Origin of the sequence: Pseudomonas sp. 65/3-MNA-CIBAN-0223, from assembly GCF_040310425.1 — a bacterium.
Lineage (GTDB): Bacteria > Pseudomonadota > Gammaproteobacteria > Pseudomonadales > Pseudomonadaceae > Aquipseudomonas > Aquipseudomonas gregormendelii.
On record NZ_JBEOPV010000017.1, the window covers coordinates 15,690 to 41,666 of the forward strand.

At 62.2% G+C, this 25,977-nt stretch carries 24 protein-coding genes and 1 pseudogene; 17 read left to right on the forward strand and 8 right to left on the reverse strand.

All coding sequences use genetic code 11. The annotated features are described in order from the left end of the window. The first annotated feature begins 8 nt into the window (after positions 1 to 8). The 3 genes from AAEZ09_RS20025 (at position 9) to AAEZ09_RS20035 (ending at position 3,258) form a co-directional block, all read left to right on the forward strand. Complete coding sequence (locus AAEZ09_RS20025; protein WP_045058184.1) at positions 9 to 1,091, forward strand: BMP family ABC transporter substrate-binding protein; 1,083 nt, start codon at positions 9 to 11, stop codon at positions 1,089 to 1,091. 165 nt (positions 1,092 to 1,256) lie between these two features. Beyond that, positions 1,257 to 2,222, forward strand: coding sequence for a 2-oxoglutarate and iron-dependent oxygenase domain-containing protein (locus AAEZ09_RS20030; RefSeq protein WP_350600524.1), 966 nt, complete (start codon positions 1,257 to 1,259; stop codon positions 2,220 to 2,222). An 82-nt stretch (positions 2,223 to 2,304) separates the two neighbouring features. Next, on the forward strand, positions 2,305 to 3,258 hold the full coding sequence (locus tag AAEZ09_RS20035) for an adenosine deaminase (RefSeq protein ID WP_045058182.1): 954 nt from the start codon (positions 2,305 to 2,307) through the stop codon (positions 3,256 to 3,258). Positions 3,259 to 3,381: 123 nt separating this feature from the next. Here the strand turns inward: AAEZ09_RS20035 and vimR are convergent, their stop codons facing one another. Beyond that, entirely contained in the window at positions 3,382 to 4,311 is a 930-nt protein-coding gene (vimR, locus tag AAEZ09_RS20040; RefSeq protein WP_350600525.1) for a transcription regulator VimR, read from the reverse strand. Between the two features lie 116 nt (positions 4,312 to 4,427). On the opposite strand from vimR, the gene AAEZ09_RS20045 reads away from it, so the two are divergent. Both AAEZ09_RS20045 and AAEZ09_RS20050 read left to right on the forward strand, forming a co-directional pair. Then, positions 4,428 to 5,441 (forward strand): zinc-binding alcohol dehydrogenase family protein, encoded by a 1,014-nt coding sequence (locus AAEZ09_RS20045; protein WP_205891955.1) that lies wholly within the window; start codon positions 4,428 to 4,430, stop codon positions 5,439 to 5,441. A gap of 136 nt (positions 5,442 to 5,577) precedes the next feature. Then, the gene (locus AAEZ09_RS20050; protein WP_177328532.1) at positions 5,578 to 5,745 is read left to right on the forward strand and encodes a hypothetical protein; all 168 of its coding nucleotides are present in this window, start codon (positions 5,578 to 5,580) and stop codon (positions 5,743 to 5,745) included. Positions 5,746 to 5,753: 8 nt separating this feature from the next. On the opposite strand, the gene AAEZ09_RS20055 is transcribed toward AAEZ09_RS20050, so the two are convergent. Then, positions 5,754 to 6,950, reverse strand: coding sequence for a multidrug effflux MFS transporter (locus tag AAEZ09_RS20055; RefSeq protein WP_045058179.1), 1,197 nt, complete (start codon positions 6,948 to 6,950; stop codon positions 5,754 to 5,756). Positions 6,951 to 7,043: 93 nt separating this feature from the next. Further along, positions 7,044 to 7,241: a heavy-metal-associated domain-containing protein gene (locus AAEZ09_RS20060; protein ID WP_350600528.1), complete on the reverse strand. Its 198-nt coding sequence runs from the start codon at positions 7,239 to 7,241 to the stop codon at positions 7,044 to 7,046. 149 nt (positions 7,242 to 7,390) lie between these two features. On the opposite strand from AAEZ09_RS20060, the gene AAEZ09_RS20065 reads away from it, so the two are divergent. The 3 genes from AAEZ09_RS20065 to cueR all read left to right on the forward strand — a co-directional run bounded on the left by AAEZ09_RS20065 (position 7,391) and on the right by cueR (position 10,694). Beyond that, the gene (locus AAEZ09_RS20065; protein ID WP_045058177.1) at positions 7,391 to 7,774 is read left to right on the forward strand and encodes a hypothetical protein; all 384 of its coding nucleotides are present in this window, start codon (positions 7,391 to 7,393) and stop codon (positions 7,772 to 7,774) included. Between the two features lie 92 nt (positions 7,775 to 7,866). Beyond that, entirely contained in the window at positions 7,867 to 10,260 is a 2,394-nt protein-coding gene (locus AAEZ09_RS20070; RefSeq protein ID WP_350600529.1) for a heavy metal translocating P-type ATPase, read from the forward strand. Beyond that, entirely contained in the window at positions 10,257 to 10,694 is a 438-nt protein-coding gene (gene cueR, locus AAEZ09_RS20075; RefSeq protein WP_045058175.1) for a Cu(I)-responsive transcriptional regulator, read from the forward strand. The genes AAEZ09_RS20070 and cueR overlap by 4 nt, the downstream gene beginning before the upstream one ends. Here cueR and AAEZ09_RS20080 read toward each other — a convergent pair. From AAEZ09_RS20080 to AAEZ09_RS20090, 3 genes and pseudogenes are all read right to left on the reverse strand, one after another. Further along, positions 10,690 to 10,767: pseudogene (locus AAEZ09_RS20080) on the reverse strand (outer membrane lipoprotein carrier protein LolA); the annotation flags it as partial. The gene cueR and the pseudogene AAEZ09_RS20080 overlap by 5 nt on opposite strands. Before the next feature lie 149 nt (positions 10,768 to 10,916). Then, positions 10,917 to 11,810, reverse strand: coding sequence for a PA4780 family RIO1-like protein kinase (locus tag AAEZ09_RS20085; protein ID WP_045058174.1), 894 nt, complete (start codon positions 11,808 to 11,810; stop codon positions 10,917 to 10,919). Positions 11,811 to 11,998: 188 nt separating this feature from the next. After that, a complete protein-coding gene (locus AAEZ09_RS20090) occupies positions 11,999 to 13,276 on the reverse strand; it encodes an acetyl-CoA C-acetyltransferase (RefSeq protein WP_045058173.1) in 1,278 nt (425 codons plus the stop codon). A gap of 159 nt (positions 13,277 to 13,435) precedes the next feature. Between AAEZ09_RS20090 and AAEZ09_RS20095 the strand changes: the two genes are divergently transcribed. The 5 genes from AAEZ09_RS20095 to AAEZ09_RS20115 all read left to right on the forward strand — a co-directional run bounded on the left by AAEZ09_RS20095 (position 13,436) and on the right by AAEZ09_RS20115 (position 20,225). Beyond that, positions 13,436 to 14,788, forward strand: coding sequence for a 3-oxoacyl-ACP reductase (locus AAEZ09_RS20095; RefSeq protein ID WP_205891957.1), 1,353 nt, complete (start codon positions 13,436 to 13,438; stop codon positions 14,786 to 14,788). Positions 14,789 to 14,790: 2 nt separating this feature from the next. Then, complete coding sequence (locus AAEZ09_RS20100; RefSeq protein WP_045058171.1) at positions 14,791 to 15,645, forward strand: MaoC family dehydratase; 855 nt, start codon at positions 14,791 to 14,793, stop codon at positions 15,643 to 15,645. A 303-nt stretch (positions 15,646 to 15,948) separates the two neighbouring features. Beyond that, positions 15,949 to 17,598 (forward strand): collagen-like triple helix repeat-containing protein, encoded by a 1,650-nt coding sequence (locus AAEZ09_RS20105; RefSeq protein WP_045058170.1) that lies wholly within the window; start codon positions 15,949 to 15,951, stop codon positions 17,596 to 17,598. A 139-nt stretch (positions 17,599 to 17,737) separates the two neighbouring features. Next, positions 17,738 to 19,408 (forward strand): ShlB/FhaC/HecB family hemolysin secretion/activation protein, encoded by a 1,671-nt coding sequence (locus AAEZ09_RS20110; protein WP_350600531.1) that lies wholly within the window; start codon positions 17,738 to 17,740, stop codon positions 19,406 to 19,408. 496 nt (positions 19,409 to 19,904) lie between these two features. Next, a complete protein-coding gene (locus AAEZ09_RS20115) occupies positions 19,905 to 20,225 on the forward strand; it encodes a DUF6124 family protein (RefSeq protein ID WP_350600532.1) in 321 nt (106 codons plus the stop codon). Between the two features lie 85 nt (positions 20,226 to 20,310). Here the strand turns inward: AAEZ09_RS20115 and AAEZ09_RS20120 are convergent, their stop codons facing one another. Both AAEZ09_RS20120 and AAEZ09_RS20125 read right to left on the reverse strand, forming a co-directional pair. Next, positions 20,311 to 20,724 carry a response regulator gene (locus tag AAEZ09_RS20120; RefSeq protein ID WP_045060302.1) on the reverse strand — a complete coding sequence of 138 codons (414 nt, stop codon included), beginning with the start codon at positions 20,722 to 20,724 and terminating at the stop codon, positions 20,311 to 20,313. 70 nt (positions 20,725 to 20,794) lie between these two features. Beyond that, positions 20,795 to 20,995, reverse strand: a complete 201-nt coding sequence (locus AAEZ09_RS20125; RefSeq protein WP_045060303.1) for a Flp family type IVb pilin — start codon at positions 20,993 to 20,995, stop codon at positions 20,795 to 20,797. Positions 20,996 to 21,326: 331 nt separating this feature from the next. Here AAEZ09_RS20125 and cpaB point away from each other — a divergent pair, with 331 nt between their 5' ends. The 4 genes from cpaB to AAEZ09_RS20145 are packed head-to-tail and all read left to right on the forward strand — an operon-like array spanning position 21,327 to position 25,964. Continuing rightward, positions 21,327 to 22,271, forward strand: coding sequence for a Flp pilus assembly protein CpaB (cpaB, locus tag AAEZ09_RS20130; RefSeq protein ID WP_350600534.1), 945 nt, complete (start codon positions 21,327 to 21,329; stop codon positions 22,269 to 22,271). A gap of 35 nt (positions 22,272 to 22,306) precedes the next feature. Then, the gene (locus tag AAEZ09_RS20135) at positions 22,307 to 23,506 is read left to right on the forward strand and encodes a type II and III secretion system protein family protein (RefSeq protein ID WP_350600586.1); all 1,200 of its coding nucleotides are present in this window, start codon (positions 22,307 to 22,309) and stop codon (positions 23,504 to 23,506) included. Next, on the forward strand, positions 23,503 to 24,693 hold the full coding sequence (locus AAEZ09_RS20140) for a CpaE/TadZ family protein (protein WP_045060306.1): 1,191 nt from the start codon (positions 23,503 to 23,505) through the stop codon (positions 24,691 to 24,693). The genes AAEZ09_RS20135 and AAEZ09_RS20140 overlap by 4 nt, the downstream gene beginning before the upstream one ends. Beyond that, positions 24,690 to 25,964 carry a TadA family conjugal transfer-associated ATPase gene (locus AAEZ09_RS20145; protein ID WP_045060307.1) on the forward strand — a complete coding sequence of 425 codons (1,275 nt, stop codon included), beginning with the start codon at positions 24,690 to 24,692 and terminating at the stop codon, positions 25,962 to 25,964. Before AAEZ09_RS20140 ends, AAEZ09_RS20145 begins: the two co-directional genes overlap by 4 nt. Positions 25,965 to 25,977: the final 13 nt, after the last annotated feature.

Below are 25,977 nucleotides of genomic sequence, written 5' to 3' on the forward strand. Positions count from 1 at the left end.
TTCAATTCATGCACAACCGCCCGTTGAAGAAACTGCTTTGCGCCGTCGCCGCAGCCATCGGTTTGAGCGCCAGCCTGACCGCCACGGCCGCCGAACCGCTGAAAGTCGGTTTCGTCTACATCGGCCCGATCGGTGACCACGGCTGGACGTATCAGCATGAACAGGGACGCAAGGCACTGGCCGAAAAATTCGGCGACCAGATCACCACCAACTATGTGGAAAACGTCCCTGAAGGCGCCGACGCCGAACGGGTGATCCGCAACATGGCCAAGGACAAATACGACCTGATCTTCAGCACGTCCTTCGGCTACATGAACCCGACCCTGAAGGTGGCAAAGCAATTTCCCAAAGTGACCTTCGAACATGCCACGGGCTACAAGCAGGACAAGAACCTCGGCACGTACCTGGCGCGCACTTATGAGGGGCGCTATGTTGGCGGCTTCCTCGCGGCCAAAATGACCAAGAGCAAAAAAATCGGCTACGTCGCGTCCTTCCCGATCCCGGAGGTGATCCGCGACATCAACGCCATCCAGCTGGCACTGAACAAGTACAACCCCGGCACCGAGATCAAGGTGGTGTGGGTCAACTCCTGGTTCGATCCGGGCAAGGAAGCCGACGCCGCCAATGCGCTGATCGATCAGGGCGTGGACGTGGTATTCCAGCACACCGACAGCCCGGCACCGATCCAGGCTGCCGAACGCCGCGGCGTGTATGCCGTAGGCTACGCTTCGGACATGGCACATTTCGGTCCCAAAGCCGTGCTGACCTCTATCGTCAACGACTGGGCCCCGCACTACATCCAGGCGACGCAGAGCGTGCTGGATCACTCGTGGAAGTCCCAGGATTACTGGGGTGGCCTGAAGGAAGGTACCGTTGAGCTGCCAATCAGCGACCTGGTGCCCGCGCCGGTGAAAGCCCAGGCCGAGCAGATCATCGCCGACATCAAGAGCGGTGCGTTCCACCCGTTCACCGGGCCGATCAAGGACCAGGCCGGTGCCGAGAAAATCCCGGCGGGCGTGACGGCGACCAATGCCGAACTGGCTTCGATGAATTACTACGTGGAAGGCATGAAGGCTGACATACCGAAGTAACTCGCCTGGGTTGAACCACTGTGCTTCCTGGGGGAGCGAGCCTGCTCGCGATGGCGCAACTACATTCAACATCAATGCTGAATGCCCTGGCCTCATCGCGAGCAGGCTCACTCCCACACTATCTCTCCGATGTTCCGCACACCGCGCACTCTTCAGGACAATCGCATGAACAGCCTTCCCATCATCGACATCGCCCCGCTCTACAGCGACGACCAGGTCGCCTGGGCGGCCGTGGCCAGCCAAATCGACCGCGCCTGCCGCGAATGGGGCTTTTTCTATATCAAGGGTCACCCGATCAGTTCGACGCGCATCGAAGAAGTACTCGCCCAGGCCAGGCATTTCTTTGCCCAGCCCAGCGCGACAAAACTGCAGATCGACATCACCCAGACCCGCCACCACCGCGGTTATGGCGCAATCGCCACGGAACAACTCGACCCGTCGAAACCCAGCGACCTGAAAGAAACCTTCGACATGGGCCTGCACCTGCCGGCCGATCACCCCGAAGTGCTGGCCGAAAAACCGCTGCGCGGTCCCAATCGCCACCCGTCGATACCCGGCTGGGAAGCCCTGATGGAGCAGCATTACATCGACATGCAAGCCCTTGCCCAGACCTTGCTGAGGGCCATGACCCTGGCGCTGGACATCGATCCCGATTTCTTTGACTCGCGCTTCAGCCAGCCCGTCAGCGTGCTGCGCATGATCCATTATCCGCCACGCCACACCGCCAGCTCGGAAGAACAACAAGGTGCCGGCGCCCATACCGATTACGGCTGCATCACCCTGCTTTACCAGGATGCCGCCGGCGGCCTGCAGGTGCGTAACGTCAAGGGCGAGTGGATCGACGCTCCACCCATCGAAGGTACCTTCGTGGTCAACCTCGGCGACATGATGGCGCGCTGGAGCAACGACCGTTATCTGTCGACGCCCCACCGGGTGATCAGCCCGCTGGGCGTGGACCGATACTCGATGCCGTTCTTCGCCGAACCGCACCCCGACACCCGGATTGAATGCCTGCCCGGCTGCCAGGACGAGCACCATCCGGCGAAGTACCCGACCACCACCTGCGCCGAGTTTCTGCTCTCGCGATTCGCCGACACCTATGCCTATCGCCGCGAGCCCCAGGCAGGGTGATGAACCACCTGGTCAGGTTTTACCAATGGTGGCCGCGAGCATCTGTAGAATGCTCGTCATCTGCACCTGATGAGAAAAGAATATGTACGACTGGCTGAACGCCCTGCCCAAGGCAGAACTGCACCTGCACCTCGAGGGTTCGCTGGAGCCCGAACTGCTGTTCGCCCTGGCCGAACGCAACAAGATCGCCCTGCCGTGGAGCGATGTGGAAACCCTGCGCAAGGCGTACGCCTTCAACAATCTGCAAGAGTTTCTGGACCTGTATTATCAGGGCGCTGACGTGTTGCGCACCTCCCAGGATTTCTACGACCTGACCTGGGCTTACCTCTTGCGCTGCAAGGCGCAGAACGTGATTCACACCGAACCGTTCTTCGATCCGCAAACCCACACCGATCGTGGCATTCCTTTTGAAGTGGTGCTCAATGGCATCGCCGCGGCGTTGAAAGATGGCGAGCAGCAACTGGGCATCACCAGTGGTTTGATCCTGAGTTTCCTGCGCCACCTGAGCGAAGACGAGGCGCAGAAAACCCTGGATCAAGCCCTGCCGTTTCGCGATGCGTTTGTCGCGGTAGGCCTGGACAGCTCGGAGATGGGTCACCCGCCGAGCAAGTTTCAACGAGTGTTCGACCGGGCTCGCCACGAAGGTTTCCTGACCGTCGCCCACGCGGGTGAGGAAGGTCCGCCGGAGTACATCTGGGAAGCCATCGACCTGCTGAAAATCCAGCGCATCGACCATGGCGTGCGCGCCATCGAAGACGAGCGGCTGATGCAGCGAATCATTGACGAGCAGATTCCGCTGACCGTCTGCCCGCTGTCCAACACCAAGCTTTGCGTGTTCGATCACATGTCCCAGCACAACATCCTGGACATGCTGGAGCGCGGAGTGAAGGTCACAGTGAACTCCGATGACCCGGCGTACTTCGGCGGCTATGTGACGGAGAACTTCCATGCCCTGCACACCCATTTGGGCATGACCCAGGATCAGGCCAAGCGGCTGGCGCAGAACAGCCTGGATGCGCGGCTGGTCAAGCCGTAAACACCCTGCACCGCCATCGCGGGCAAGCCTTGCTCCCACAGGTGTCATACCTGTGAGAACAGGGTTTGTGATTGCATGAACAGCCCCCACCCAAGCTTGGCAGGGATCGCTATTTTCGAGCAATTAGTGCCTTGCTTCTGATAAACCGGGAAATTGCCTGCTCAATTGCGCGCATCGACTGGCGAGCATTTCCCGTAAAAGGTTCACAGGCTTACTCAATTGTGCGCGATGAGCGCACAACAAATTCAGAGAAGCGCGCTCGCCCGTCAGTTCCGGCATGAGGATTTTCAAGCGGCCAGCCAGGACATCTGCGGCAACATCCAGCCAGGATTTATAGGCAATGCCTGCCCCCGCCACGGCCCACAAACGCACCACGTCGGCATCGTCGCTGAAGCGATCACCGCTGACTGTCAGGCCGACTTCGCGCTTGCCGTCATGGATACTCCAATGGTCGTGAACGCGGCTGCCAAGCATGTACAGCAGGCAATTGTGCTGGGCCAGTTGCTCGAGTTGCCGAGGCTCGCCATGGCTGGCCAGGTAGCTCGGCGCTGCACACAGCACGCGGCGGTTTTGCGGGGCAATGGGCAGCGCCACCAGGCTTGAGTCCTCCGGTTCACCGTAGCGCAAGGCGATATCCACCGGCTGGCGGAACAGGTCGGCAATGCGGTCACCCAGCAGCAGGCGCACCGTGAGCTTGGGGTACTCGCGCTGAAAATCGTCCAGCCAGGGCAGCAACACATTGCGGCCGAAGTCCGATGGCGCCGACAGCTGCAACATTCCGCTGACCTGATCCTGCCCACTGGCCAGCAGGCGGCGCCCTTCTTCTATATTGCTCAACGCCGCGCGGGCGTATTCGAGGAAACCTTCGCACTCGGCGGTCAGGCGCAGGCTGCGGGTTGAACGGGCCAGCAGACGCGCGCCGAGCTGGTGTTCGATGCGCTTCAACGCCGCGCTGGCCACGGCGGCTGACATGTCCATGCCCCGGGCGGCGGCCGACAGGCTCCCCAGGTCGGCAGCCCGGACGAATAATTGCAGGTCATCAAAACGCAGCATGTGCGGCCTATTATCAAAAAAATATTGAAAGAGACTGCTCTTTTAGCGGGTTTTATCTTCGGTAGAAATAGCTAATCATCTGCCCATCGAAATCATCCCGACTCCTGGAGTGCTCCATGAAAGCCATTGCTTACTACGCGTCCCTGCCGATCAGCGACAAAAACGCCCTGCAAGACATCGAGCTGCCCGAACCCGTCGCCGGCCCGCGGGACCTGTTGGTCGAAGTCAAAGCGATTTCGGTCAACCCGGTGGACACCAAGGTCCGGCAAAACGTCCAGCCACAAGACGGCGAGGCGAAGGTCCTGGGTTGGGACGTGGCAGGCGTGGTCAAGGCGGTCGGCAGCGAAGTGACACTGTTCAAGGCCGGTGACAAGGTGTTCTACGCCGGCTCTATCGCCCGTGCGGGCGGCAACAGCGAAATGCACGTGGTCGATGAGCGCATCGTCGGCCACATGCCGAAAACCCTCGGCTTTGCCGAAGCTGCGGCCCTGCCACTGACCGCGATCACCGCATGGGAACTGCTGTTCGAGCGCCTGCAGGTGCGCGAAGGCCAAGCCGCCGAGGGCCAGAGCCTGTTGATCGTTGGCGCGGCCGGGGGCGTCGGTTCGATCCTCACCCAACTGGCCAGCCAGTTGACCGGGCTTCAGGTCATAGGCACTGCGTCGCGCCCGCAAACCCAAGCCTGGGTACGTGAGCTGGGCGCAGACCTGGTGATCGATCACAGCCAGCCGCTCAGCGAAGCTCTCAAGCGCGCGGGCGTGGAACAGGTGACCCACGTTGCCAGCCTGACCCAGACTGACCAGCATCTGGATCAACTGGTCGAGGCCCTGGCACCCCAGGGCAAACTGGCGCTGATCGACGACCCAAAGGCGCTGGACATCACCAAACTCAAGCGCAAGAGCCTGTCGCTGCACTGGGAGTTCATGTACACGCGCTCGTTGTTCGAAACCGCCGACATGATCGAACAACACAGACTGTTGAACCGCGTGGCCGATCTGATCGACGCCGGGACGCTGAAAACCACGGTGGGCGAACACTTCGGCACCATCAACGCGGCGAACCTGCGACGCGCCCATGAGTTGCTGGAAAGCGGCAAGGCCAAAGGCAAGATTGTCCTGGAAGGCTTCTAGAACAGCGGTGACGGTGTCGTGCGCACAGGGCCGACACCGTCAGTCAGAGAGTTGACCTTTGTCACAACTACGCCCTGGATCGGGTCTACAATCGTGGCCTCTGCAAGGCAAATCTTTTACTTATAGGAGGTCAGCAATGAAGATCCTGATAAAAGAAGTGGCCCGTTCCCAGTGGCAGGTCCGCCTGGACCAACACGCCGTGACATTCCGCAGCGAAGCCGAAGCGCGCGCCTTTACCCGAACACTGGAAGCGCGGCTGCAGGCGCCTCACCATTTTCCCGACCAGCAGCGCGCTGCTGGCTGAACCCGCCCTCAAACCTGGGCCTGCACCAGCGCCCGGGTATTTTGCAAACGTCGGGTGAGCATTGCGACGCTCACCACCAGAGCCCCGCACAGGCTGATGACCATGGCCATCGGCATGGCCGTGCCGTCGTACAAAATCCCCACCAGTGACGCAGCGCCGGCGGCGACGCTGAATTGCAGGCAACCAAGCAATGCCGACGCACTGCCGGCGCGGGCGCCCTGACCGTTCATCGCGCAGGCCGACGCGTTGGGCAGTATGCACCCCAGGCTGGCGATACAGATGAACAACGGAATCAGCAGCGGCCACAGTTTCTCGGTGTGCAGCGCACTCACGGCGAGCAGCGCCAGGCCTGCCGCCAGGTAAACCCATACCGCACGTGCCAGCAGGAATGCCGGCCCACGCTTGGCCAGTAACCGGGCGTTGACCTGGGCCACCAGAATGAAACCCGCCGCATTGGTGCCGAACAACCAGCCGAAATGCTCGGCCGGCACGCCGTAGAGCTTGATGAACACAAAAGGCGAGCCGGCGATGTAGGCAAACATCCCGGCGATGGCGATACCGCCCGTCAGGGCATGGCCAAGGAATACCCGATCCGCGAACAACCGGCCGTACTGCCGCAACGAGCCAGACAATGGTTGGCGCGGCATATCGGCCGGCATGCTTTCCGGCAACCCCAGCGCCACGGCCACCGCCGCCAGCGCACTGAAGCCGGTCAACACCAGGAAGATCGACTGCCAGCCTGTGGTATTGACCAGCAATCCGCCCAGCATTGGCGCAAGGATAGGTGCCAGCCCCATCACCAGCATCAGCTGGGAAAAGACCTTGGCCGAGCCCACCGCATCGCATTTATCGCTGACGATTGCCCGCGAGATCACCATCCCTGCGCAACCGCCCAGCGCCTGGACGAAGCGCGCGCCGATCAGCCATTCGAGGTTCGGCGCAAACGCGCAGGCCAGTGAAGCGACGGTGAACAACACCACGCCAGTGAGCAATGGCACCCGCCGGCCGAAGCGATCGGCAATCGGGCCGTAGACCAATTGACCAATCGACAACCCCAGAAAATAGGCCGCCAGCGTTACTTGAACGTGTTGTTCGTCGGTGCCGAAAGCCAGCGCCATCGCGGGAAAGGCTGGCAGGTAAAAGTCGATCGCCAGCGGCGCAAACGCACTGAGGGCGCCGAGGATTAAAATGGTACGCAAGTTCATCAGGCATCCAGTTGGACAGAAGTCAGCAGCCCCACAGTCTAGCCGGGGATGGACGCCTTGAACATTCCGGTAGGTCGCTAACTAATAAAGACGTCAGGCGACCTTTGCCTCATAACCTTCTTCAGTGATGGCGGCGAGCACCTCTTCAGTCGACAGGCTGCTCTCGACGCCGACTTCCCTGGCGGCCAGATCGATGCGCACGCTGGCGGCCGGGTCTCTGGCTTGAAGCGCCTGGGTAATGGCTTTTACGCAATGGCCGCAGGACATGCCTTGAACAGTGAACACTTGCATGGGATGACTCCTGTTGATGAGATTGACACCAGTCTCGAGCTTGCCACCATGGCAAGGTCAAGTTCTGAAGTGAACGGCCGGGCTGGCAATCGCCGTCGCGCTCGGCCAAGCTGCGAGTATCAATGACTTCAACATCAGGAGATTCAGCCATGCGCTGGTCAGCTCTCAGCCTGTTTGGCTTCCTTGGCCTCTTCGCGGCCCTGCCTTCGGCCAACGCTGCCGGGGAGGACTACGGGGTGCTGATCATTTCCCGCGAGCGCCTGGAAGTGTCGACCAATTGCGAAATTGGCGTGTACCTGCAAGACCAGCTGTCCGCTCGGCTGTTCCAGGAGCAAAGCACGTCATTCAACTTGCCGCCGGGCAATGTCTCCCTGCGCCTGAAACTGCTGCCGGGCCAGGCCCCGGGGTGCAATCCGGGGATGCTCGCACCGGGTTCGCAAACCATCACGCTCAAGGCCGGGGATGTGTTGAAGTTCCGGATTGCGATGTCGCAGGAAGGGATGTACCTCAAGCCTGCGGCGTTGAACTACTGAGCGCCACAGATCGGATCAAGGTGATATTGGCGCTTGACCTTGCCCGCATGGCAAGGTTGATCCTGTAGGCATCCACTACAGGGAGCTTGACCATGAGCGAGACCACTACGTTCGACCTGCCGATCGCCGGCATGACCTGCGCCAGCTGCGCCGGGCGGGTCGAGCGCGCCTTGAGCAAAGTCCGGGGCGCCAGCGCCGTCAGTGTCAACCTGGCTACCGAACAGGCCCGGGTGCAGGCGCCCGGCGACAGCCTGCCGGCCCTGATGGACGCTGTGCAACAGGCCGGGTACAGCGTGCCACAGCAAACCCTGGAACTGAGCATCGATGGCATGACCTGCGCCTCCTGCGTCGGCCGCGTGGAACGGGCGCTGGCCAAGGTTGCAGGGGTGAAGAGCGTCAGCGTCAACCTGGCCAACGAACGCGCGCACCTCGAATTGCTGGGCCAGGTCGCTGTACAAACCCTTATCGAAGCCGTCAGCAAGGCGGGATACTCGGCCAGCGTGCGGGAAGTCGAGCACGCTGCTGCCGACAACCAACAACAACGCCTGCATCGCGAACGCTGGAGGGTGATCCTGGCCATCGCGCTCGCCCTGCCCTTGGTCTTGCCGATGCTGCTGCAGCCGTTCGGGGTGCACTGGATGCTCCCGGCCTGGGCGCAATTCGCCCTGGCCACGCCCGTGCAGTTCATTCTGGGTGCTCGCTTTTATGTGGCCGCCTGGAAAGCCGTCCGCGCCGGCGCGGGCAATATGGACCTGCTGGTTGCCCTGGGCACCAGCGCCGGTTACGGCCTGAGTATTTACGAATGGGCCACCGCTGCCGGGCGCATGCCGCACCTGTACTTTGAGGCTTCGGCGGTGGTGATCGCCCTGGTAATGCTGGGCAAATACCTTGAAAGCCGCGCCAAGCGCCAGACCGCCAGCGCCATCCGCGCCCTCGAAGCCCTGCGACCGGAACGGGCGATTCAGGTGGTCGATGGCCGCGAACAGGACGTCGCCATCAGCGCCCTGCGCCTGGGTGACCTGGTGCTGGTCAAACCCGGCGAACGCTTTCCGGTGGACGGCGACGTGGTCGAAGGCCAAAGCCATGCGGACGAGGCCCTGATCAGCGGCGAAAGCCTGCCCGTGCCCAAGCAACCTGGGGACAAAGTCACGGGCGGCGCGATCAATGGCGAGGGCCGGCTGTTGGTGCGCACCCAGGCACTGGGGGCCGAAACCGTGCTGGCGCGGATCATTCGCCTGGTGGAAGACGCCCAGGCGGCCAAGGCTCCCATCCAGAAACTGGTGGACAAGGTCAGCCAGGTTTTCGTCCCCACCGTGCTGCTGATCGCATTGGCAACGCTGGTGGGCTGGTGGCTTTACGGTGCGCCCGTCGAAACAGCGCTGATCAACGCCGTTGCCGTGCTGGTGATCGCCTGCCCTTGCGCCCTCGGCCTGGCCACTCCCACGGCAATCATGGCCGGTACCGGGGTCGCTGCACGCTACGGGATCCTGATTAAGGATGCCGAGGCACTTGAACGCGCCCATGAAGTCAGTGCAGTGGTATTCGACAAGACCGGCACGCTGACGTCGGGTGCGCCGCGCATCGCTCACTTGAGCGCCATAGGCGGCGATGAAAATGCACTGCTGCAAAAAGCCGGCGCCTTGCAGCGAGGCAGCGAGCACCCCTTGGCCAAAGCGGTGCTGGATGCTTGCGCCGAGCGCGGGCTGAGCGTCGCCGATGTCAGCGACAGCCAGTCCCTGACCGGGCGTGGAATTGCCGGCACGCTTGACGGACGGCGCCTGGCCCTGGGTAACCGACGCCTGCTGGAAGAGTGCGGGTTGAACGCCGGCGCATTGGCGGACTCGGCCAGCGCCTGGGAAACCGAAGGGCGCACGCTGTCATGGCTGATCGAGCAAAGCCCCGAGCCGCAGGTGTTGGGACTGTTCGCCTTCGGTGACACCCTCAAGCCGGGTGCACTGCAGGCTGTGCAACAACTCGGCGCGCGCCACATCAGCAGCCATCTGCTGACCGGTGATAATCGTGGCAGCGCCAAAGTGGTCGCCGACGCGTTGGGTATTGAGGATGTCCACGCCGAAGTGTTGCCGGCCGACAAAGCCGCCACCGTGGTCGAGCTGAAGAAAACCGCAGTCGTGGCCATGGTCGGCGACGGGATCAATGACGCCCCGGCCCTGGCCGCCGCCCACATCGGCATTGCCATGGGCGGTGGCACCGACGTGGCGATGCACGCAGCCGGTATCACCTTGATGCGCGGTGATCCACGACTGGTGCCTGCGGCATTGGAGATCAGCCGCAAGACCTACGCCAAGATCCGGCAGAATCTTTTCTGGGCCTTCGTCTACAACCTGGTCGGGATTCCGCTGGCAGCCTTCGGTTTTCTCAATCCGGTGCTGGCGGGCGCGGCGATGGCATTGTCGAGCGTCAGCGTGGTCAGCAATGCGCTACTGTTGAAAACCTGGAAGCCCAAGGACCTGGAGGACAACCGATGAACATCGGCCAAGCAGCCCGCCAAAGTGGCCTGAGCGCCAAGATGATTCGTTACTACGAATCCATCGGCCTGCTCAAAGCCGCCCATCGCACTGACAGCGGTTACCGCGTGTATGGCGACGATGACCTGCACACCCTGGCCTTCATCAAGCGTTCCCGGGACCTGGGGTTTTCCCTGGAAGAGGTCGGCAAGCTGCTGACCCTCTGGCAGGATCGCCAGCGCGCCAGCGCCGATGTAAAAGCCCTGGCACGCCAGCATATCGACGAGCTCAACCAGAAGATCCACGAGCTTGGCCAGCTGCGCGACACGCTGCAGGACCTGGTGGAGCACTGCCAGGGCGACCATCGGCCCGACTGCCCGATCCTCAAGAACCTGGAGTCGGGCTGCTGCGCTGAGCCTGCCCATCAAACAACCAGACCGCGAGCCCCCCTGTAGGAGCGAGCTTGCTCGCGAAAAACCAGAGGCCGCCGCGGGGTATCAGTTGCCCCGCGTCATCGTTGACGACCATCGCGAGCAAGCTCGCTCCTACACGGGTCTAAGACGCTGCTGGGTATCAACTGTCCCGCGTCATCGTTAACGACCATCGCGGGCAAGCCTTGCTCCCGCAGGGTAGGGTTCACAAAAAACCCGGCCGAAGCCGGGTTTTTCATCAACCAGTCACTGCATCCAGGGCGGAGGCGGTTCTTCGGTTTTATTCGGTGGCGCGTCATCTGCCGCGCGCACCGCCTGCTTGCGCTCTTCATCCAGGCGTGCCGCCTCGATTTCGCGCATGATGCCGCCAACGTCGGCCAACTCTTCCGGCTCGTCGAACTCGCCGGTCAGGATGCTGGCCGGGTGCAAGGTGCCGGCTTCGTACAAGGCCCACATCTCCTTGGCGAACCTGGTCTGCTTCAACTCCGGAGCAAACCGCCCGAAGTATGAGGCCATGTTGCCCACATCCCGTTCCAGCATGTTGAACGCGTGGTTGTTCCCCGCCGCGTCCACTGCCTGAGGCAAGTCGATGATCACGGGGCCGGTCGGGGTCAACAGTACGTTGAACTCGGACAGGTCACCGTGCACCAGGCCGGTACACAACATCAGCACGATCTGCGAGATCAGGAACGCGTGATACTCGCGCGCCTGGTCCGGCTCCAGCACCACGTCGTTCAGACGCGGCGCAGCATCGCCGTACTCGTCGGCCACCAGTTCCATCAGCAGCACGCCTTCGAGGAAGTCGTAAGGCTTGGGCACCCGAACGCCAGCACCGGCCAGACGAAACAGAGCCGCCACTTCGGCGTTCTGCCAGGCGTCCTCGGTTTCTTTCTTGCCGAACTTCGAGCCCTTGGCCATGGCCCGGGCCTGACGGCTGTTGCGCACCTTGCGGCCTTCCTGGTATTCGGCCGCCTGACGGAAACTACGTTTATTCGCCTCCTTGTAAACCTTCGCGCAACGTAACTCGTTGCCGCAGCGCACCACATAAACAGCTGCTTCTTTACCACTCATGAGTGGGCGCAGCACCTCGTCGACCAGACCGTCCTCGATCAGGGGTTCAATGCGTTTTGGAGTCTTCATCAGCTTTTATTGTGGGTCCTTTATTACCAAACACGCGAAAGTCATTCGTTATACGGCAATCCACTCGCCGGTGGGAGGGGTTGCCGACCTATGAACGCTGCTATCTGCCTAAAGATGCACACAATGTGCCGATTATGCCCCGTCAATTTGGCCGCTTTCAGCGGACTTTTCAACGGCGCACGGGATTATCAACGCTCGATAATCGCCGTCACGCCCTGCCCGCCTGCGGCGCAGATGGAGATCAGGCCACGGCCCTTGCCTGCCGCGTCCAGCAGCTTCGCCAGGTTGGCGACGATGCGTCCGCCGGTCGCGGCGAATGGATGACCTGCCGCCAGGGAGCTGCCTTTGACATTAAGCCGGCTGCGGTCGATGGCACCCAATGGCGCGTCAAGGCCCAGGCGCGTCTTGCAGTACTCCGGGTCTTCCCAGGCCTTCAGGGTGCACAGCACCTGAGCGGCGAAGGCTTCGTGGATTTCGTAGTAATCGAAATCCTGCAGCGTCAGGCCGTTGCGCGCCAACAAGCGTGGCACGGCATACACCGGCGCCATCAGCAGGCCTTCGGCGCCGTTGACGAAATCCACCGCAGCCGTTTCGCCGTCGCGCCAGTAGGCGAGGATCGGCAAGCCGCGTTCCTTGGCCCACTCCTCACTGCCCAGCAACACCAGGGACGCGCCATCGGTGAGCGGCGTGGAGTTGCCCGCCGTAAGGGTACCCTTGGCGCTTTTCTCGAAAGCCGGTTTCAGCCCCGCGAGTTTTTCCAGGGTCAGGTCGGGGCGCAGATTGTTGTCGCGGGTGAGCCCGAGGAACGGCGTCATCAGGTCGTTATGCCAGCCCTCGGTGTACGACGCGGCCAGATTACGATGACTCGCCAGGGCCAGTTGGTCCTGGGCTTCGCGAGGAATGTTCCAGGTCTGCGCCATCAATTCGCAGTGCTGGCCCATGGACAGGCCGGTGCGCGGCTCGCCATTGCGCGGGAACTCGGGAATCAGGTGCTGGGGGCGCAGTTGCAGGAACGTTTTCAGTTTGTCGGCCGTGGTCTTGCCGCGATTGGCCTGCAGCAGAATTCGACGCAACCCTTCACTGACACTGATCGGCGCATCCGAAGTGGTGTCGACGCCACCGGCAATCGCGCAGTCGATCTGGCCCAGGGCAATCTTGTTTGCCACCAGCAACGCCGCTTCCAGCCCGGTGCCGCAGGCTTGCTGAATGTCGTAGGCCGGGGTGTGGGGCGACAGGCGCGAGCCGAGCACACACTCACGGGTCAGGTTCATGTCTCGTGACAGCTTGAGTACCGCCCCTGCAACCACCTCACCGATGCGCTGGCCATGCAGGTTGTAGCGTTCGATCAGCCCTTCGAGCGCAGCAGTGAGCATGGCCTGGTTACTGGCGGTGGCGTAGGGTCCGTTGGAGCGAGCAAAGGGAATACGGTTACCACCGATGATCGCGACGCGGCGCAGTTGAGTCATGAAAAGCTCCTGATGAAATATTCCAATTCAAACGGCACACCCTGCAGGAGCCAGCTTGCTGGGTCCTGCAGAGTCAAGCGTAGGCCTTATCTCGTGGATCGAACGACTGATCGCCATTCATGGTCCACACTTTGAACCCCAGCTACCGGAGTGCGTTCCATGTCTGACCGCTATATCGACTTCGCCAATTCATCCATCGGCCATCGCCTGGTCGGTGCCATGGGCCTGCCGTCGCCGGTTCGCCTGGAGCGCTGGCAAGCTGGCAGGCTGCGTCCGGTCGAGGGCGCGCTGCTGATTGGCGGCGGCCCGCTGGCGGAGAAAGTCAGTGCTTTCGCCAACCGTCTCACCGACGCGATCTACGGTTACGGCACCGAGCCTTCAGTGGCTACCCCGTGGATTCCGGGGCACGGTCCGAAACTCAAGGCCGTGGTGTTCGATGCCAGCGACCTGGTGCACACCGATCAACTCAAACACTTGCGCGAGTTTTTCCAGCCACTGATGAAAAACCTCGATCACAGCGCGCACCTGGTGATCCTCGGTCGCTCGCCACAAGGCTTGAACGACCCCTTTGCCGCCAGCGCCCAGCGGGCCCTGGAGGGGTTCAGCCGGTCCCTGGCCAAGGAACTGCGCAGCGGCGGCACCCTGCAATTAATCTATGTCGGTGAAGGTGCCGAGGATCAGCTGGAAGGTCCGCTGCGGTTTTTCCTCTCGCCAAAAAGCGCGTTCGTCTCCGGCCAGGTCATCCGCCTGACCGCCTGCGACACCCCGGTGACCGACTGGACCCGCCCGCTGGCCGGGCGCAAGGCGCTGGTCACCGGCGCGGCGCGGGGCATCGGCGCCTCCATCGCCGAAACCCTGGCCCGTGACGGCGCTGAGGTGGTGCTGCTGGACGTGCCTCAGGCCAAGTCCGACCTCGAAGCCCTCGCCGCACGCCTCGGCGGGCGCAGCGTCACCCTCGACATTTGCGCCGAGGACGCCGCCGCACAACTGATCGACCACCTGCCCGATGGCATCGACATCGTGGTGCACAACGCCGGCATCACCCGGGATAAAACCCTGGCCAACATGACGCCGGAGTTCTGGGATGCCGTGCTGGCGGTCAACCTCAATGCACCGCAAGTGCTGACCAAGGCCCTGCTGGACCAGGGCACCCTGCGCGACAATGCCCGGGTGATCCTGCTGGCCTCCATCAGCGGCATCGCCGGCAACCGCGGGCAAACCAATTACGCCGCCAGCAAGGCCGGGCTGATCGGCCTGGCAGAAGCCTGGGCGCCGTTGCTCAAGGAGCGCGGCATCAGCATCAACGCCGTGGCCCCCGGGTTCATCGAAACCCAGATGACCGCACACATCCCCTTCGCCCTGCGCGAAGCCGGCCGCCGCATGAGTTCCCTGGGCCAGGGTGGTTTGCCGCAAGACGTCGCCGAAGCGGTCGCCTGGCTGGCCCAGCCCGGCACGGGCGCCTTCACCGGACAGGCCTTGCGGGTCTGCGGACAAAGCGTTTTGGGGGCCTAGACATGACGACCGACTGGCACACCCTCGATCGCGAGCCGAGCCTGGCCGACCTGTACGTCAAGGCCGCCACTCGCCGCAAAATCACGGGCACTACCCTGCCTGATTCCGGGCTGCGTACCGGGGTCGATGTCGATTCCGGGCGCCTTGTGGCCTACCGCAAAGTCTGCGGCTTTGCCGACAATGCCTTGCTTCCACCCACCTATCCCCACGTACTCGCGTTTGCCTTGCAGATGCAACTGCTGACGGCCAGGGAGTTTCCTTTTCCGTTGCTCGGTCTCATCCATTTGAGTAATCGCATTCGCGTCCTGCGCCCGATGGGCGGCGTGGGCCGGGTGCGGGTCAGCGTGCGGGTGCAGAACCTGCAGCCCCACGCCAAAGGTGCAACCTTCGACCTGATAACGACCCTGGACGATCAACTCGGCGCGCTATGGGAGGCCGAAAGCCGGATGCTGTGTCGCGGCGTCAAGCTGCAGGGCGAAGCGGCGGAGGAAGTGCTCGCGCCGATGTTGCCGATGACCCAGGTTGCGCAGTGGCAAGCCCCGGCGGACATTGGCCGGCAGTACGCCAAGGTCTCCGGGGACTACAACCCGATCCACCTGAGTGCCGTGAGCGCCAAGCTGTTCGGCTTCCCCACTGCGATCGCCCATGGGTTGTGGAACAAGGCCAGGACCCTGGCGGCGCTCGCCGATCATTTGCCCACGGCCAATGTGGACATTGCCGTGCAATTCCTGAAGCCGGTGCGATTGCCCAGTGAGGTGACGTTGATGGCCAGTGCGGCAGGATCGAGCGGGGACTTTCAACTGCTGGGGGCGGGTGACCTGGAGCATATGGTGGGGCATTGGGCGCCGATTGCTTGAGCGCCTTGGAGATCGCCATAGTCGGAACGCCGGCCGGGGCAAGCTTTGCTCTCGCACAGTGATTCAAATTGTATATATATCCAAAGTTTATGAATCATTCAAAGCCATACTAAGCCGTTGATTCTGCGGATAACTTTTCACCTGTCAGCCCCCCTTACACAAGGCGTTAATACCAACTGGAGAATGGTATTGGCGCCCTCTTGCGACTGTTATGTCTACAACGGACGAAGGCATTGCTGGCAACAGAAACCAGCAAGCCATCGAAGACAGCGAACGTTGTAACAGGTGCAAGGAATACCTCTCATGAAAACCCAAGTTTGGTGCAAATCAGCAATCGCCATGGCGCTCGCCCTGTCCCTCGGCCTGACCGGCTGCAGCAGTGGCGGCGGCGGTCATCACAGCAGCTCCGACAGCTCATCCCCCGACAGCACTGCCGACGCGGGAACGGGCGGTTCCGGAGACTCGGGCGGAACAGGCGCAGGTGGCACCGGTGGCGCAGGTGACGGCACCGCAGGCACTGGCGGAACGGGTGGAACTGGCGGCACCGGTGGCGACAATACTGCGGGCACGGGTGGCACCGGAGGCACAGGCGGTAACGGTGGCACTGGCGGCGGCACCATTGACCCGACCAACCCGACCAACCCCACAGATCCGACCGACCCCACCAATCCAACCAACCCGGGCGTCACTCCGCTGGTGACCACCACCCTGGTCCAGGACGTCGGCAAAACCGTCAGTGGCGTAGGCGATGGCGTCGGCCAGGTCGGCGACAGCCTGGGCACCGTGCCCGTGGTCGGCGGTGTGGTGCAAAGTGCAGTCAACACCACCGGCAATGTCGTCAGCACCCTGGGTAATGGCGTCGCCAACGGCATCGGCAAGCTGGACACCGACCCCAATGGGCTGGGCGTCACGGCGGCATCGGTGGGCGGCGTGGTGCAGGATGTCGGCAATGGCGTCTCAGACGTCAGCGGCAAACTCGCCACGGCCACCAGCAGCATTCCTGTGGTGGGCGGGGTCGTCACCAAAGTCGCCCCCGTGCTGGACGGCGTTGGCGAAAAAGTCACCATGCTCGGCGATACCCTGAGCACTGCCACCACTACCGGCCCCTTGGGGACAGTGACCAAGGAAGTCGGCAGCAAACTCGTGCCGGTGATTGCCATGGTCGAGACCACCACTGACAAGATTGGCGACGCCACCGGGCTCGGTGATCCACTCAAGGGCCTCGTGAACAAAGTCGGCAGCACCGTGAATGGCGTTGGCGACAAAGTTACCCTGGCCGGCAAGGGCAATGCCCTGACCAACACCGTCGGCGGCGCACTGAGCAACACCGGCACGGCGGTCGGCAAAGCTGGCGGGCTGGTGTCCAATGGCAGTGGTTCAGGCGCGGGTGGCGGCCTGGGTGGAGGTCTGGGTGGCGCCTTGGGCGGCACAGGTCTGCTGCAGACCGTCGGCGGCGCGGTGGTCAATGTCGGCAGCGGGCTTAACGCTGGCAGCACCAGTGGCGTGGTCAGTGCAGGCGGTGTAACGGCCGGGGCAGCGGGCAATCTGGTTGCGTCGGTTAACACCGTACTGGGCGGCTCCGGCGTCGCCAATACGGCAGCTACCGCGCCCTTGGCGAACCTTGGCACCGCGGTGGGCGCTGGCCTGAATCCAGTCACTACCGCCGTCACGGGCCTGACCCAGAACGTCGGCGCAGCGACAGGCCTTGGGGCACCCGTCAACGGCCTGACCAATCAGGTGGGTGGTGCGGTCAGTAATCTGGGTACAGCGATCGCCACCAGCACGCCAAACCCGGTCGTGGCGGCGGTCGGCAACACAGTCACCACGGTGGGCAGCACCGTCGGTGCCGTAGGCGGCCTGGTGAACGGAGCGCCTGGCGAGGGCGGCGCCACCGGGGGGCTGGGTGGCTTGCTGGGCGGCCTCACCGGCAAGCTGAGTGGCAAGAACCGTTAGTTTTTGCACCTGGCCGATTCGACGGCCTTATCTACAGCGCCTACGCTTGGTTGAAGGCGGAAGATTCGAAAGAGTCTTCCGCTTTTTCTTTTGAACATGATGATCCAGGCGAAGTTGTAACTTGAACATGGAGTGTCCTATGCGCCTTTTGGCTTCCTTGCTAGCTCTGACCGTCAGTACCTGCGCCCTCGCCGACACCCTTCCCAGCTTCCTCAACAGCAACGAAACCACGCGCAACCTGCCGGTACCCAACCTGCCCGCCGATGCTTACCGCCCCAGCACTGCGCCGCTCTCGGTGCCGGAACCCGGCGCCACCCAGGCCCAGCCGCTGATGATGAACACCCGAATCAAGCTCAGAACCGTGCAGATCGAAGGCGGAACCGTCTACCCCCTCAGCGAACTGGCCACGCTTTACCAACCCCTGATCGGCCAGGAAACCAGCCTCGCCGACCTGATCGAAGCAACCCGCAGCATTACCCGCCGCTACCAGCAGGACGGTTACCTGCTGTCCTATGCCTTCCTGCCGCAACAGACGTTCGACAATGGCGTGGCGCGGGTGGTGTTGGTGGAAGGCTATATCAAGGATTACCAGTTGCAGGGCGACGTCGGGCGGGTCAAGGGCCTGCTCGACAAGCTGGTGGCCAAGCTGCAGGCCGAACGCCCGCTGACGCGCAAGACCTTCGAGCGCTACACCACGCTCATGAGTCGAATTCCCGGGGTGACCCTGCAGGCGCAGGTGCCGCCACCGGGCACCACCGACGGTGCGGCCTACCTGGTCGCCCAGGCGAGTCGCAAACCCTTCACCAGCACCCTGAGCGCCACAGAAAGCAGCCGCAACGGCACCCAGGCCCTGCTCGGCCTCAGCAGCAACTCCCAGACTTCCATGGGCGAGCAACTGAGCCTCAGCGGCCTGTTTCCACCAGGGGAAGATCACGAGCAGTACTACCGCCTGGACTACAACCAGTTTCTGAATGCCGAGGGCACGCAGCTGGCGCTCTCCGCCTCACGCTACCGCGCCGACCCTGGCACCAACGTGCTGACCGATAATGGCCTGGAGCTCAAACCTCACCGGGAGAATGACCGTTACTCCGTCGGCTTGAGCCACCCAATCATCGCGTCACCCAACGAACAACTCAGCGTCAGCTCAAGGGTGTACGCGGTCAATGACAAGACCCGCTACAAGGTGGTCGGCTTTCCATTGAGCGTCGACATCAACAGCGACGTGCGCGCCCTCGCTTTTGAAGGTGACTGGCGCAAGGCCGATGCCAAACAATTGCGGATCCTCAGTGGCGGGGTTTATCAGGGCATCGATGGCATGGGGGCCGATACCAACAACACCGACCTCGACCTGGACTTCTTCCGTCTGCGTTTATCCGGCGTGCAGAGCGACCGGTTTTTCGACAACTGGCAGGGGGTGCTTTCGGCCGCGCTCTACTGGAGTGAAGACACCCTGCCCGACAGCGAACGCGCGGTATTCGGCGGGCAGAATTTCGGCCGCGGCTATCCCGACGATCATGCGTCGGGCGACAAGGGTTGGGGCATCGCGTACGAGGTCAACTACAGCTTCAACCGCGACTGGAGCTGGGTAAAAATCCTGCAGCCCTACGTCGTCCTGGATCGCTCCAAGACCTGGTTTAACAAGCTGCCGGTGCAGGGCAATAATCTGTCCTCGGGCGCCATCGGGTTGCGGTTTGGCGATGCCAAGTACTACAACATCGCCCTGGAAGCCGCCAAGCCGATGTCCGAGCAAGCACTGGATACCTTCAACCGCAAGCCGCGGTACAGCATCAGTTTCAGTTACCAGCTTTGAGTCATGGACCGGTTTGCTGGTGATGGCGACGGTTAACGATTGCCAGAAGGACGGTGGCCTATACGAACCCACTGTAGGAGCGAGCTCGCTCGCGATGAGCCCGGGAACGCCGCGGGCATGTCAGGCTGCCAGCGTTATCGTTCACGACCATCGCGAGCAAGCTCGCTCCTACAGTTGACCGGGGTGGCGCTGAGGAAATAAGTGCACGTCCTGCATACCCAGAGTGGGCTGGGGAAAATTCCTACAGGTTGTGTCGGTTGTTGTTTCGGAAGCGGGGAATGTACGCTTTGGGTGTCGCTGCAAATTCAGCGAACGGGTTTGGTCGCCCGGGTTTAGAATGGCGCACTTTTAGTGCTTGCTTCATGGCGAGCTGTGCGTGGGAGGGCTTCGGCCCTGCCGGGTTCCATTCCCTGGTCGACCAACCTGCGTACGGTTTGCCACCCACCTGCTTGGTCGCAGTCGTGGCGAACTCCTTGTCCTCGAATGGAGTTTCACAATGATCAAACACAGCCCCAATCCCCCCGAATCAAACACCCCCGCCGAATCCGAAGGCACCCTCGACTCCCCATCCCTCGCCGACATCAAATGCGCCCCACGCACGCCCTGTAGCCTGTTCAGCGTGGACCCTGGCGCCTCGACTGAAACCCTGATGACGTATCTGGTCGAGACCCTGGCCTCGGTTGATGTGATGGTCCATCACCTGGTGGATCACCTGGACGGCGAGTCGCGCAATGCGCTGCTGGGTATTTCGAACACGATCATGCTGGCGGAGATCACAGCGAACCGCGTACTGGATCAAATCGACACGCCGGCGTAGAAGCCGAACGATCCCCCGGTAGGAGCTGCCGCAGGCTCCTACGGGATCGGGTGCTGGCGGCATGAATCGGTAGGACCGGGTTTGTTCAGCCGGAGGTCACTTGGGCCAGGGGCTGAGGGAACAGGTTGTTCAGCGTTTCCAGCAATCGCACGTGATAGATCGGCTTGCGAAACAGGTCGAGCACTTGCAGGCGCAGCATGTCGCTGACGTCCTCCATGTCCGCATGCCCGGACGTGACGATCACGGGGAGATGCTGACGTGAAGTGTGCTCGCGCAACCGCTTGATCAGCGACATGCCGCTCTCCTCCGGCATTCGCAGATCGGTGATCACCAAAGCGATATCGGGATGGCGGGTTAGGTGATGCAGGGCGAGTTTGACCGACGTTGCCGTGAAGCAACAAAAGCCCTCGCCCTCCAGCAGTTCGGCAAGCTCCAGCAGCGCGTCTTCTTCGTCGTCGACCAAGAGCAACTGCTGGCGTGGGGGTGAAGATAATGTCATGTGGCGTTTCCGCTACGGCAATCCTAGGTTTAACCACATTAGCCGACGATCAGAAATACGGCTGATTATCTTAACTGCTTGGCACGACAGCCTTGCCTCCAATTCCTTTGTTAAGTTCGGTGAAAATTTCGCTGACCCGATCTCCAATGGGGGTAATAAACACCACAACAACAACCGCTACCATCGCCGCCACAATCGCATACTCGATCGCCGAAGCGCCTTCAGTACTTTCAAAAAACACGCGAATTTTCACATACAGTTTAAGAAACATCTGACAACTCCTTGGGCCCCTGGGCACCGGTATCACGGACCGAGACATGATTGCTCCGTGCCACCAAAGCATTGTCAACAAACCGGCCCCCAGCAACTGTAAGAACGGTTTAATTACTAAGTATTAGCACTTTCTTATGCACCCAAAAAAAACCTGCTATTTCGGCCACTTCTTCAACTTTTGACAGCTATTTTCATTGTGGTTAATGGCATTTCGCTTTACCTGCGCTACCGTCAAATAGCGAAATCGTTGAATGTTCATAGCTGCTTAAGCACGAATTACCCCGTCTGGATATGGGCCAAGTCTTGCAGCAGGAAAAGGAGAGCCCGTCATGAACAGTCGCGTCACCATGGGTCTTGCAGGGATGTTGCTAGTGGGCGCAGTGGTCGCCGGCTACTGGGGTTTGATGCTCAGTCGTGCGCCTGTTGCCGAACCGGTCGAGGCTCCAACCGCGGTTGCCGCCATCGAAAAAACCGTCGCCACTGCCGAAGACCAGACCCGCCAGTCGGTGGTCGTAGTGGTACGCGATGTGGCCCCATTCACGCCATTGACCGCCGCCGACCTCGCCGTGGAAAAACTGCGCAGCGCGCCGGCCGGCAGCCTGGGCAACATCGACCAGGCGCTCGGGCGTACACCATGGCGCACACTCACCGCCGGCACCTGGCTGAGTGAGGACAGCTTTGAAAGCGGTGGTGCCGTGGCACGCATGATTCGCAGTGACGAGCGCGCACTCGCGGTCGCCGTCGATGAAGTGATTGGTGCCGCAGGGCAGTTGGCGCCGGGGGACTATGTCGACGTGCTGCTGTACTTGCGCCAGGACGAGAGCAACCCGCAACAGTCGGCACAGATCGTCATCCCGGCCATGCGTGTGCTCGGGGTCGGCGACCAGCTCGGCCTGACCAACGACGGCAAGCCTGCCACCCCGCCCCTGAACGCTGAAGAAAAGATCAAGCAGGATCAGCGCCGCATCGCCGCTCGCACCGTACTGCTGGCCGTGCCGGAACCATTGCTCAGCCGCCTGATGCTGGCGACCCAGGCAGGCACTTTACGCCTGGCGGTGCGCAGCGCCGAGGAGCAGCGCCTGGCCCGTTACTGGGCTGGCGAAAGCGACACGCCCGGCAATCTTGATGCTGCCAACAGAGGCCTGATCCAATTCACCCAACTGGCCCTGGGCGGCGCGCCGAAAACACCCGTCAGCAGCCCTGTGCGCACGGCCGTCGCACGGCCTGGGGTGGAAGTCATTCGTGGTAACCAGATCACCCAACAAACTCCCTGATCGAGCAAGGATGCAGTTCTATGCCCAGTCGTTCCATGCCGATACTTTGCCCGCTGTTCGCTTGCCTGGTGTTGACCGCAGCTGACACCAGCCTTGCCGCCTCCAGCAATTGCACGGCCTTGAGCCCGTTGCCCAGCGTGCTGGAAGTCGGCGAAGGCCTGCAGCAGGAGCTGCAATCTGCGGTTGCGATCACTCGCCTGGCCGTCGGCGACCCGAAGATCGCCGACGTGCGCACCACCGGCGCCAGCGGCTTCCTGCTCACCGGGATGGCACCCGGCGCGACCAGCCTGATGGTCTGGACGGCCTGCTCGACCACACCGCGCCAGACCATGGTGTTCGTCCAGGGCAAGGCCACCGCCGCGCTGACCGGCGTCGCCCTGGCTTCCGAGGAACCGCTGCTGCCCTCCCAGGTGCAGACCGACATCCGCTTCGTCGAAGTCAGCCGATCCAAATTGAAGGAAGCCTCGACCTCGGTTTTCGGTACCCGTGGCAACTTCCTGTTCGGCGCGCCCCGCACCCTGCCGACCATCGACGGCGTGGTGCAGCCGCGACTGCCGGTGAATAACGATCAGTTCAATATTTCCTGGATTGGCGGCAAGACCATGGTGATGATCAACGCCCTGGAAGGCAGCGGTTTCGCCTACACCCTGGCACGTCCCAGCCTGGTGGCGCTGAGCGGGCAAAGCGCGAGTTTCCTGGCCGGCGGCGAAATCCCCATCCCGGTGCCCAGTTCCGGCAGTGACAACGTCTCGATCGAGTACAAGGAATTCGGCATCCGCCTGACGCTGACCCCGACCATCATCGGCAGCAATCGCATCGCCCTGAAAGTTGCGCCGGAAGTCAGCGAACTGGACTACAGCAACGGCGTCAACATTGCTGGCACCGTGGTCCCGGCGCTGACGGTACGCCGCACCGACACCAGCATTTCTTTGGCCGATGGCGAAAGTTTTGTCATCAGCGGCCTGATCAGCACCCGCAACAGCTCCCAAGTGAACAAGTTTCCGGGGCTTGGCGACATCCCGATCCTGGGTGCGTTTTTCCGCGACCAGAACATCAATCGCGAAGAGCGCGAGCTGCTGATGATTGTCACCCCGCACCTGGTGCAGCCACTGGCGGCGAACGCGCAACTGCCCTCGCTGCCCGGGGAAAAGTTGCGCAACTACGATCCGAATTTCTACCGCATGTACTTCCTTGAAAACGGCAACTTCGATAAACGCAGCGGGTTATCGCAATGAGCCAGAGCCTGAGCCAGACCTTTCTCGCGATTACGCGCAACGACACTGACCTGGAGTGGCTGCAGGGCGCCCTGGCACCCTTGGGCCAGGTGGTCAGCGTCGGTGGCGGCAGCCTTGACGAACTGCTGGCACTGGTGGATGTGACGTTCGCCAGCCTGGTGTTCATCGGCCTGGACCGCGACCACGTGGTGGCCCAGAGCGCGCTGATCGAAGGGGCCCTTGAAGCCAAGCCGATGCTGGCAATCGTCGCGCTGGGCGATGGCATGGACAATCAATTGGTGCTTAACGCCATGCGCGCAGGGGCCCGGGATTTCGTCGCGTACGGCTCGCGCTCCAGTGAGGTCGCAGGCCTGGTGCGGCGCCTGAGCAAGCGCCTGCCGCCTGTCACGCCCAGTAATCACCTGGGCGGCCTGACGGTGCTGTACAGCGTGCAGAGCAATGCCGATGGCGCCTTGCTGTCCACCCATCTCGCGCAAGTGGTGCAGAAGAGCGGGCAACAAACCCTGTTGCTGGACCTCGGATTACCACGGGGCGACAGCCTGGCCTTGCTGGGCCTGGAGAGCTCGTTTCACTTCGGCGATGCCCTGCGGCACTTGCGACGCCTGGACGCCACGTTGATCGACAGCGCGTTCAGTCGCTGCGAGGGCGGCTTGCGGATCCTCGCCTATGCCAGTACCGATGAACCGCTGGAACACACCAGTGCGGCCGAGCTGTACATGCTGCTCAGCGCGCTGCGTCATCACTTCCAGCACATTGTGGTGAACCTCACCGGGCAGCAGGACAGCGAGGCGCTGCGAACCTTTGTCAGCCACTGCGACAAGTTGCTGTGGTACACCGACCAGAACGTGCTCGATTGCCGGCGCAACCTGGCGATCCTCAATTTCTGGCGCGAAAAAGGCATGAAGCTTGACCACTCCCGGCTGCTGGTGGACCGCTACCTGCGCGACGTTAGCCCAGACGCCGAGACCCTGGGTAAAAGCTTCGGCATGGAGGTCATCGCGACGCTCGCCAACAGCCCGCAGGTGCGACTCAACGCCAAGAACCAGGGCGTGTCGCTGTTCGAACTGGCCCCGCGAGAAACCCTGACCCAGGGCCTGCGCACCCTCGGCGAACGCCTGGCGAAACGCTCCGAAGGCATCATCAAGCGCAAGGCGGGATGGTTCGACCGCCTGAGGGGTGCGCAATGAACAGTGAAAAGCTGTTCGGCGCGCCAACCCGTGGCGCCGTCGGCAACACCGACCATGAAGGCCTCAAACTGGTGTTGCACCGCTACATCATCGATGCCATCGAAGAGTCCGGAAAAAACCTGCTGGAGGGTACCCGGCAGGTGCTGGCGCAGTTTGTCATCGACAAGATCGCCGAGTACATCGCCCGCCTCCACCTGGCAATCTCCCGCTATGAAATGGAGCGCCTGGCCGAAGAGATTGTCGACGAACTCACCGGCTTCGGTCCCCTCGAAGTGCTGCTGCGCGACCCGGCGGTGACCGAGATCCTGGTCAACGGCCCGCACCGGGTATTTATCGAACGCGATGGCGTGCTGCATCAGAGCGACTTGCGCTTCATCGATGCTCACCATGTCGAACGCGTGATGCAGCGCATCCTCGCGCCCCTCGGGCGAAGGCTCGACGAGTCCTCGCCAATGGTCGATGCGCGCCTGCCCGACGGCAGCCGGGTCAACGCGATCATCCCGCCAATCGCCCTCGATGGCCCGTGCCTGTCGATCCGTAAATTTCGCAAGGACATGCTCAAGAGTTCGGACTTGATGGCGATGCAAACCATCGACCAGGCGATCTTTGATTTCATCCAGGAGGCTGTCGGCAAGCGCTGTAATATCCTGATCAGCGGCGGCACCGGCACGGGCAAGACCACCTTGCTGAATATCCTCAGCCAGTTGATCAACCCTCACGAACGCCTGGTGACTATCGAAGACGTCGCCGAACTGCAACTGGGCCACCCCCACGTGGTGCGCCTGGAAACCCGCCCGCCGAATGCCGAAGGCCACGGCGAAGTGAAGGCCAGCGACCTGATCCGCAACGCCCTGCGGATGCGTCCCGACCGGATCATCCTCGGCGAGATCCGTGGCGTCGAAGTGGTCGACGTACTCACCGCCATGAACACCGGTCACGACGGCTCGATGAGCACCGTGCACGCCAACAACGCGCAGGATGCGTTGCTGCGCCTGGAGACCCTGGTGGGCCTGACCGGCCGCAGCATCGCCGAGCGTACCTTGCGGCAGATGATCTGCGCCGCGCTGGATGTGGTGATCCAGTTGACGCGCATGCCCGACGGACGCCGCTGCGTCAGCGAAGTCGTGGAAGTGGTGGGTATCCGCGACGACGTGTATGTCACCAATACCCTGTTCCGGCTCGATCGACGCACCGGTTTCGGCTTTCTGCGCGAGGCGGTCAACCCCGCCGGCGACAAGCTGCGCCGCGAGTCGTTCGGCGACCTTCAGTGACCGCGAGGCGCAC

Excerpts from the sequence above, each read along its gene's own strand:
- AAEZ09_RS20025 (WP_045058184.1), top strand. The coding sequence starts at position 9 with ATGCACAACCGCCCGTTGAAGAAACTGCTTTGCGCCGTCGCCGCAGCC.
- AAEZ09_RS20030 (WP_350600524.1), top strand. The coding sequence starts at position 1,257 with ATGAACAGCCTTCCCATCATCGACATCGCCCCGCTCTACAGCGACGAC.
- AAEZ09_RS20035 (WP_045058182.1), top strand. The coding sequence starts at position 2,305 with ATGTACGACTGGCTGAACGCCCTGCCCAAGGCAGAACTGCACCTGCAC.
- vimR (WP_350600525.1), bottom strand. The coding sequence starts at position 4,311 with ATGCTGCGTTTTGATGACCTGCAATTATTCGTCCGGGCTGCCGACCTG.
- AAEZ09_RS20045 (WP_205891955.1), top strand. The coding sequence starts at position 4,428 with ATGAAAGCCATTGCTTACTACGCGTCCCTGCCGATCAGCGACAAAAAC.
- AAEZ09_RS20050 (WP_177328532.1), top strand. The coding sequence starts at position 5,578 with ATGAAGATCCTGATAAAAGAAGTGGCCCGTTCCCAGTGGCAGGTCCGC.
- AAEZ09_RS20055 (WP_045058179.1), bottom strand. The coding sequence starts at position 6,950 with ATGAACTTGCGTACCATTTTAATCCTCGGCGCCCTCAGTGCGTTTGCG.
- AAEZ09_RS20060 (WP_350600528.1), bottom strand. The coding sequence starts at position 7,241 with ATGCAAGTGTTCACTGTTCAAGGCATGTCCTGCGGCCATTGCGTAAAA.
- AAEZ09_RS20065 (WP_045058177.1), top strand. The coding sequence starts at position 7,391 with ATGCGCTGGTCAGCTCTCAGCCTGTTTGGCTTCCTTGGCCTCTTCGCG.
- AAEZ09_RS20070 (WP_350600529.1), top strand. The coding sequence starts at position 7,867 with ATGAGCGAGACCACTACGTTCGACCTGCCGATCGCCGGCATGACCTGC.
- cueR (WP_045058175.1), top strand. The coding sequence starts at position 10,257 with ATGAACATCGGCCAAGCAGCCCGCCAAAGTGGCCTGAGCGCCAAGATG.
- AAEZ09_RS20085 (WP_045058174.1), bottom strand. The coding sequence starts at position 11,810 with ATGAAGACTCCAAAACGCATTGAACCCCTGATCGAGGACGGTCTGGTC.
- AAEZ09_RS20090 (WP_045058173.1), bottom strand. The coding sequence starts at position 13,276 with ATGACTCAACTGCGCCGCGTCGCGATCATCGGTGGTAACCGTATTCCC.
- AAEZ09_RS20095 (WP_205891957.1), top strand. The coding sequence starts at position 13,436 with ATGTCTGACCGCTATATCGACTTCGCCAATTCATCCATCGGCCATCGC.
- AAEZ09_RS20100 (WP_045058171.1), top strand. The coding sequence starts at position 14,791 with ATGACGACCGACTGGCACACCCTCGATCGCGAGCCGAGCCTGGCCGAC.
- AAEZ09_RS20105 (WP_045058170.1), top strand. The coding sequence starts at position 15,949 with ATGAAAACCCAAGTTTGGTGCAAATCAGCAATCGCCATGGCGCTCGCC.
- AAEZ09_RS20110 (WP_350600531.1), top strand. The coding sequence starts at position 17,738 with ATGCGCCTTTTGGCTTCCTTGCTAGCTCTGACCGTCAGTACCTGCGCC.
- AAEZ09_RS20115 (WP_350600532.1), top strand. The coding sequence starts at position 19,905 with ATGATCAAACACAGCCCCAATCCCCCCGAATCAAACACCCCCGCCGAA.
- AAEZ09_RS20120 (WP_045060302.1), bottom strand. The coding sequence starts at position 20,724 with ATGACATTATCTTCACCCCCACGCCAGCAGTTGCTCTTGGTCGACGAC.
- AAEZ09_RS20125 (WP_045060303.1), bottom strand. The coding sequence starts at position 20,995 with ATGTTTCTTAAACTGTATGTGAAAATTCGCGTGTTTTTTGAAAGTACT.
- cpaB (WP_350600534.1), top strand. The coding sequence starts at position 21,327 with ATGAACAGTCGCGTCACCATGGGTCTTGCAGGGATGTTGCTAGTGGGC.
- AAEZ09_RS20135 (WP_350600586.1), top strand. The coding sequence starts at position 22,307 with ATGCCGATACTTTGCCCGCTGTTCGCTTGCCTGGTGTTGACCGCAGCT.
- AAEZ09_RS20140 (WP_045060306.1), top strand. The coding sequence starts at position 23,503 with ATGAGCCAGAGCCTGAGCCAGACCTTTCTCGCGATTACGCGCAACGAC.
- AAEZ09_RS20145 (WP_045060307.1), top strand. The coding sequence starts at position 24,690 with ATGAACAGTGAAAAGCTGTTCGGCGCGCCAACCCGTGGCGCCGTCGGC.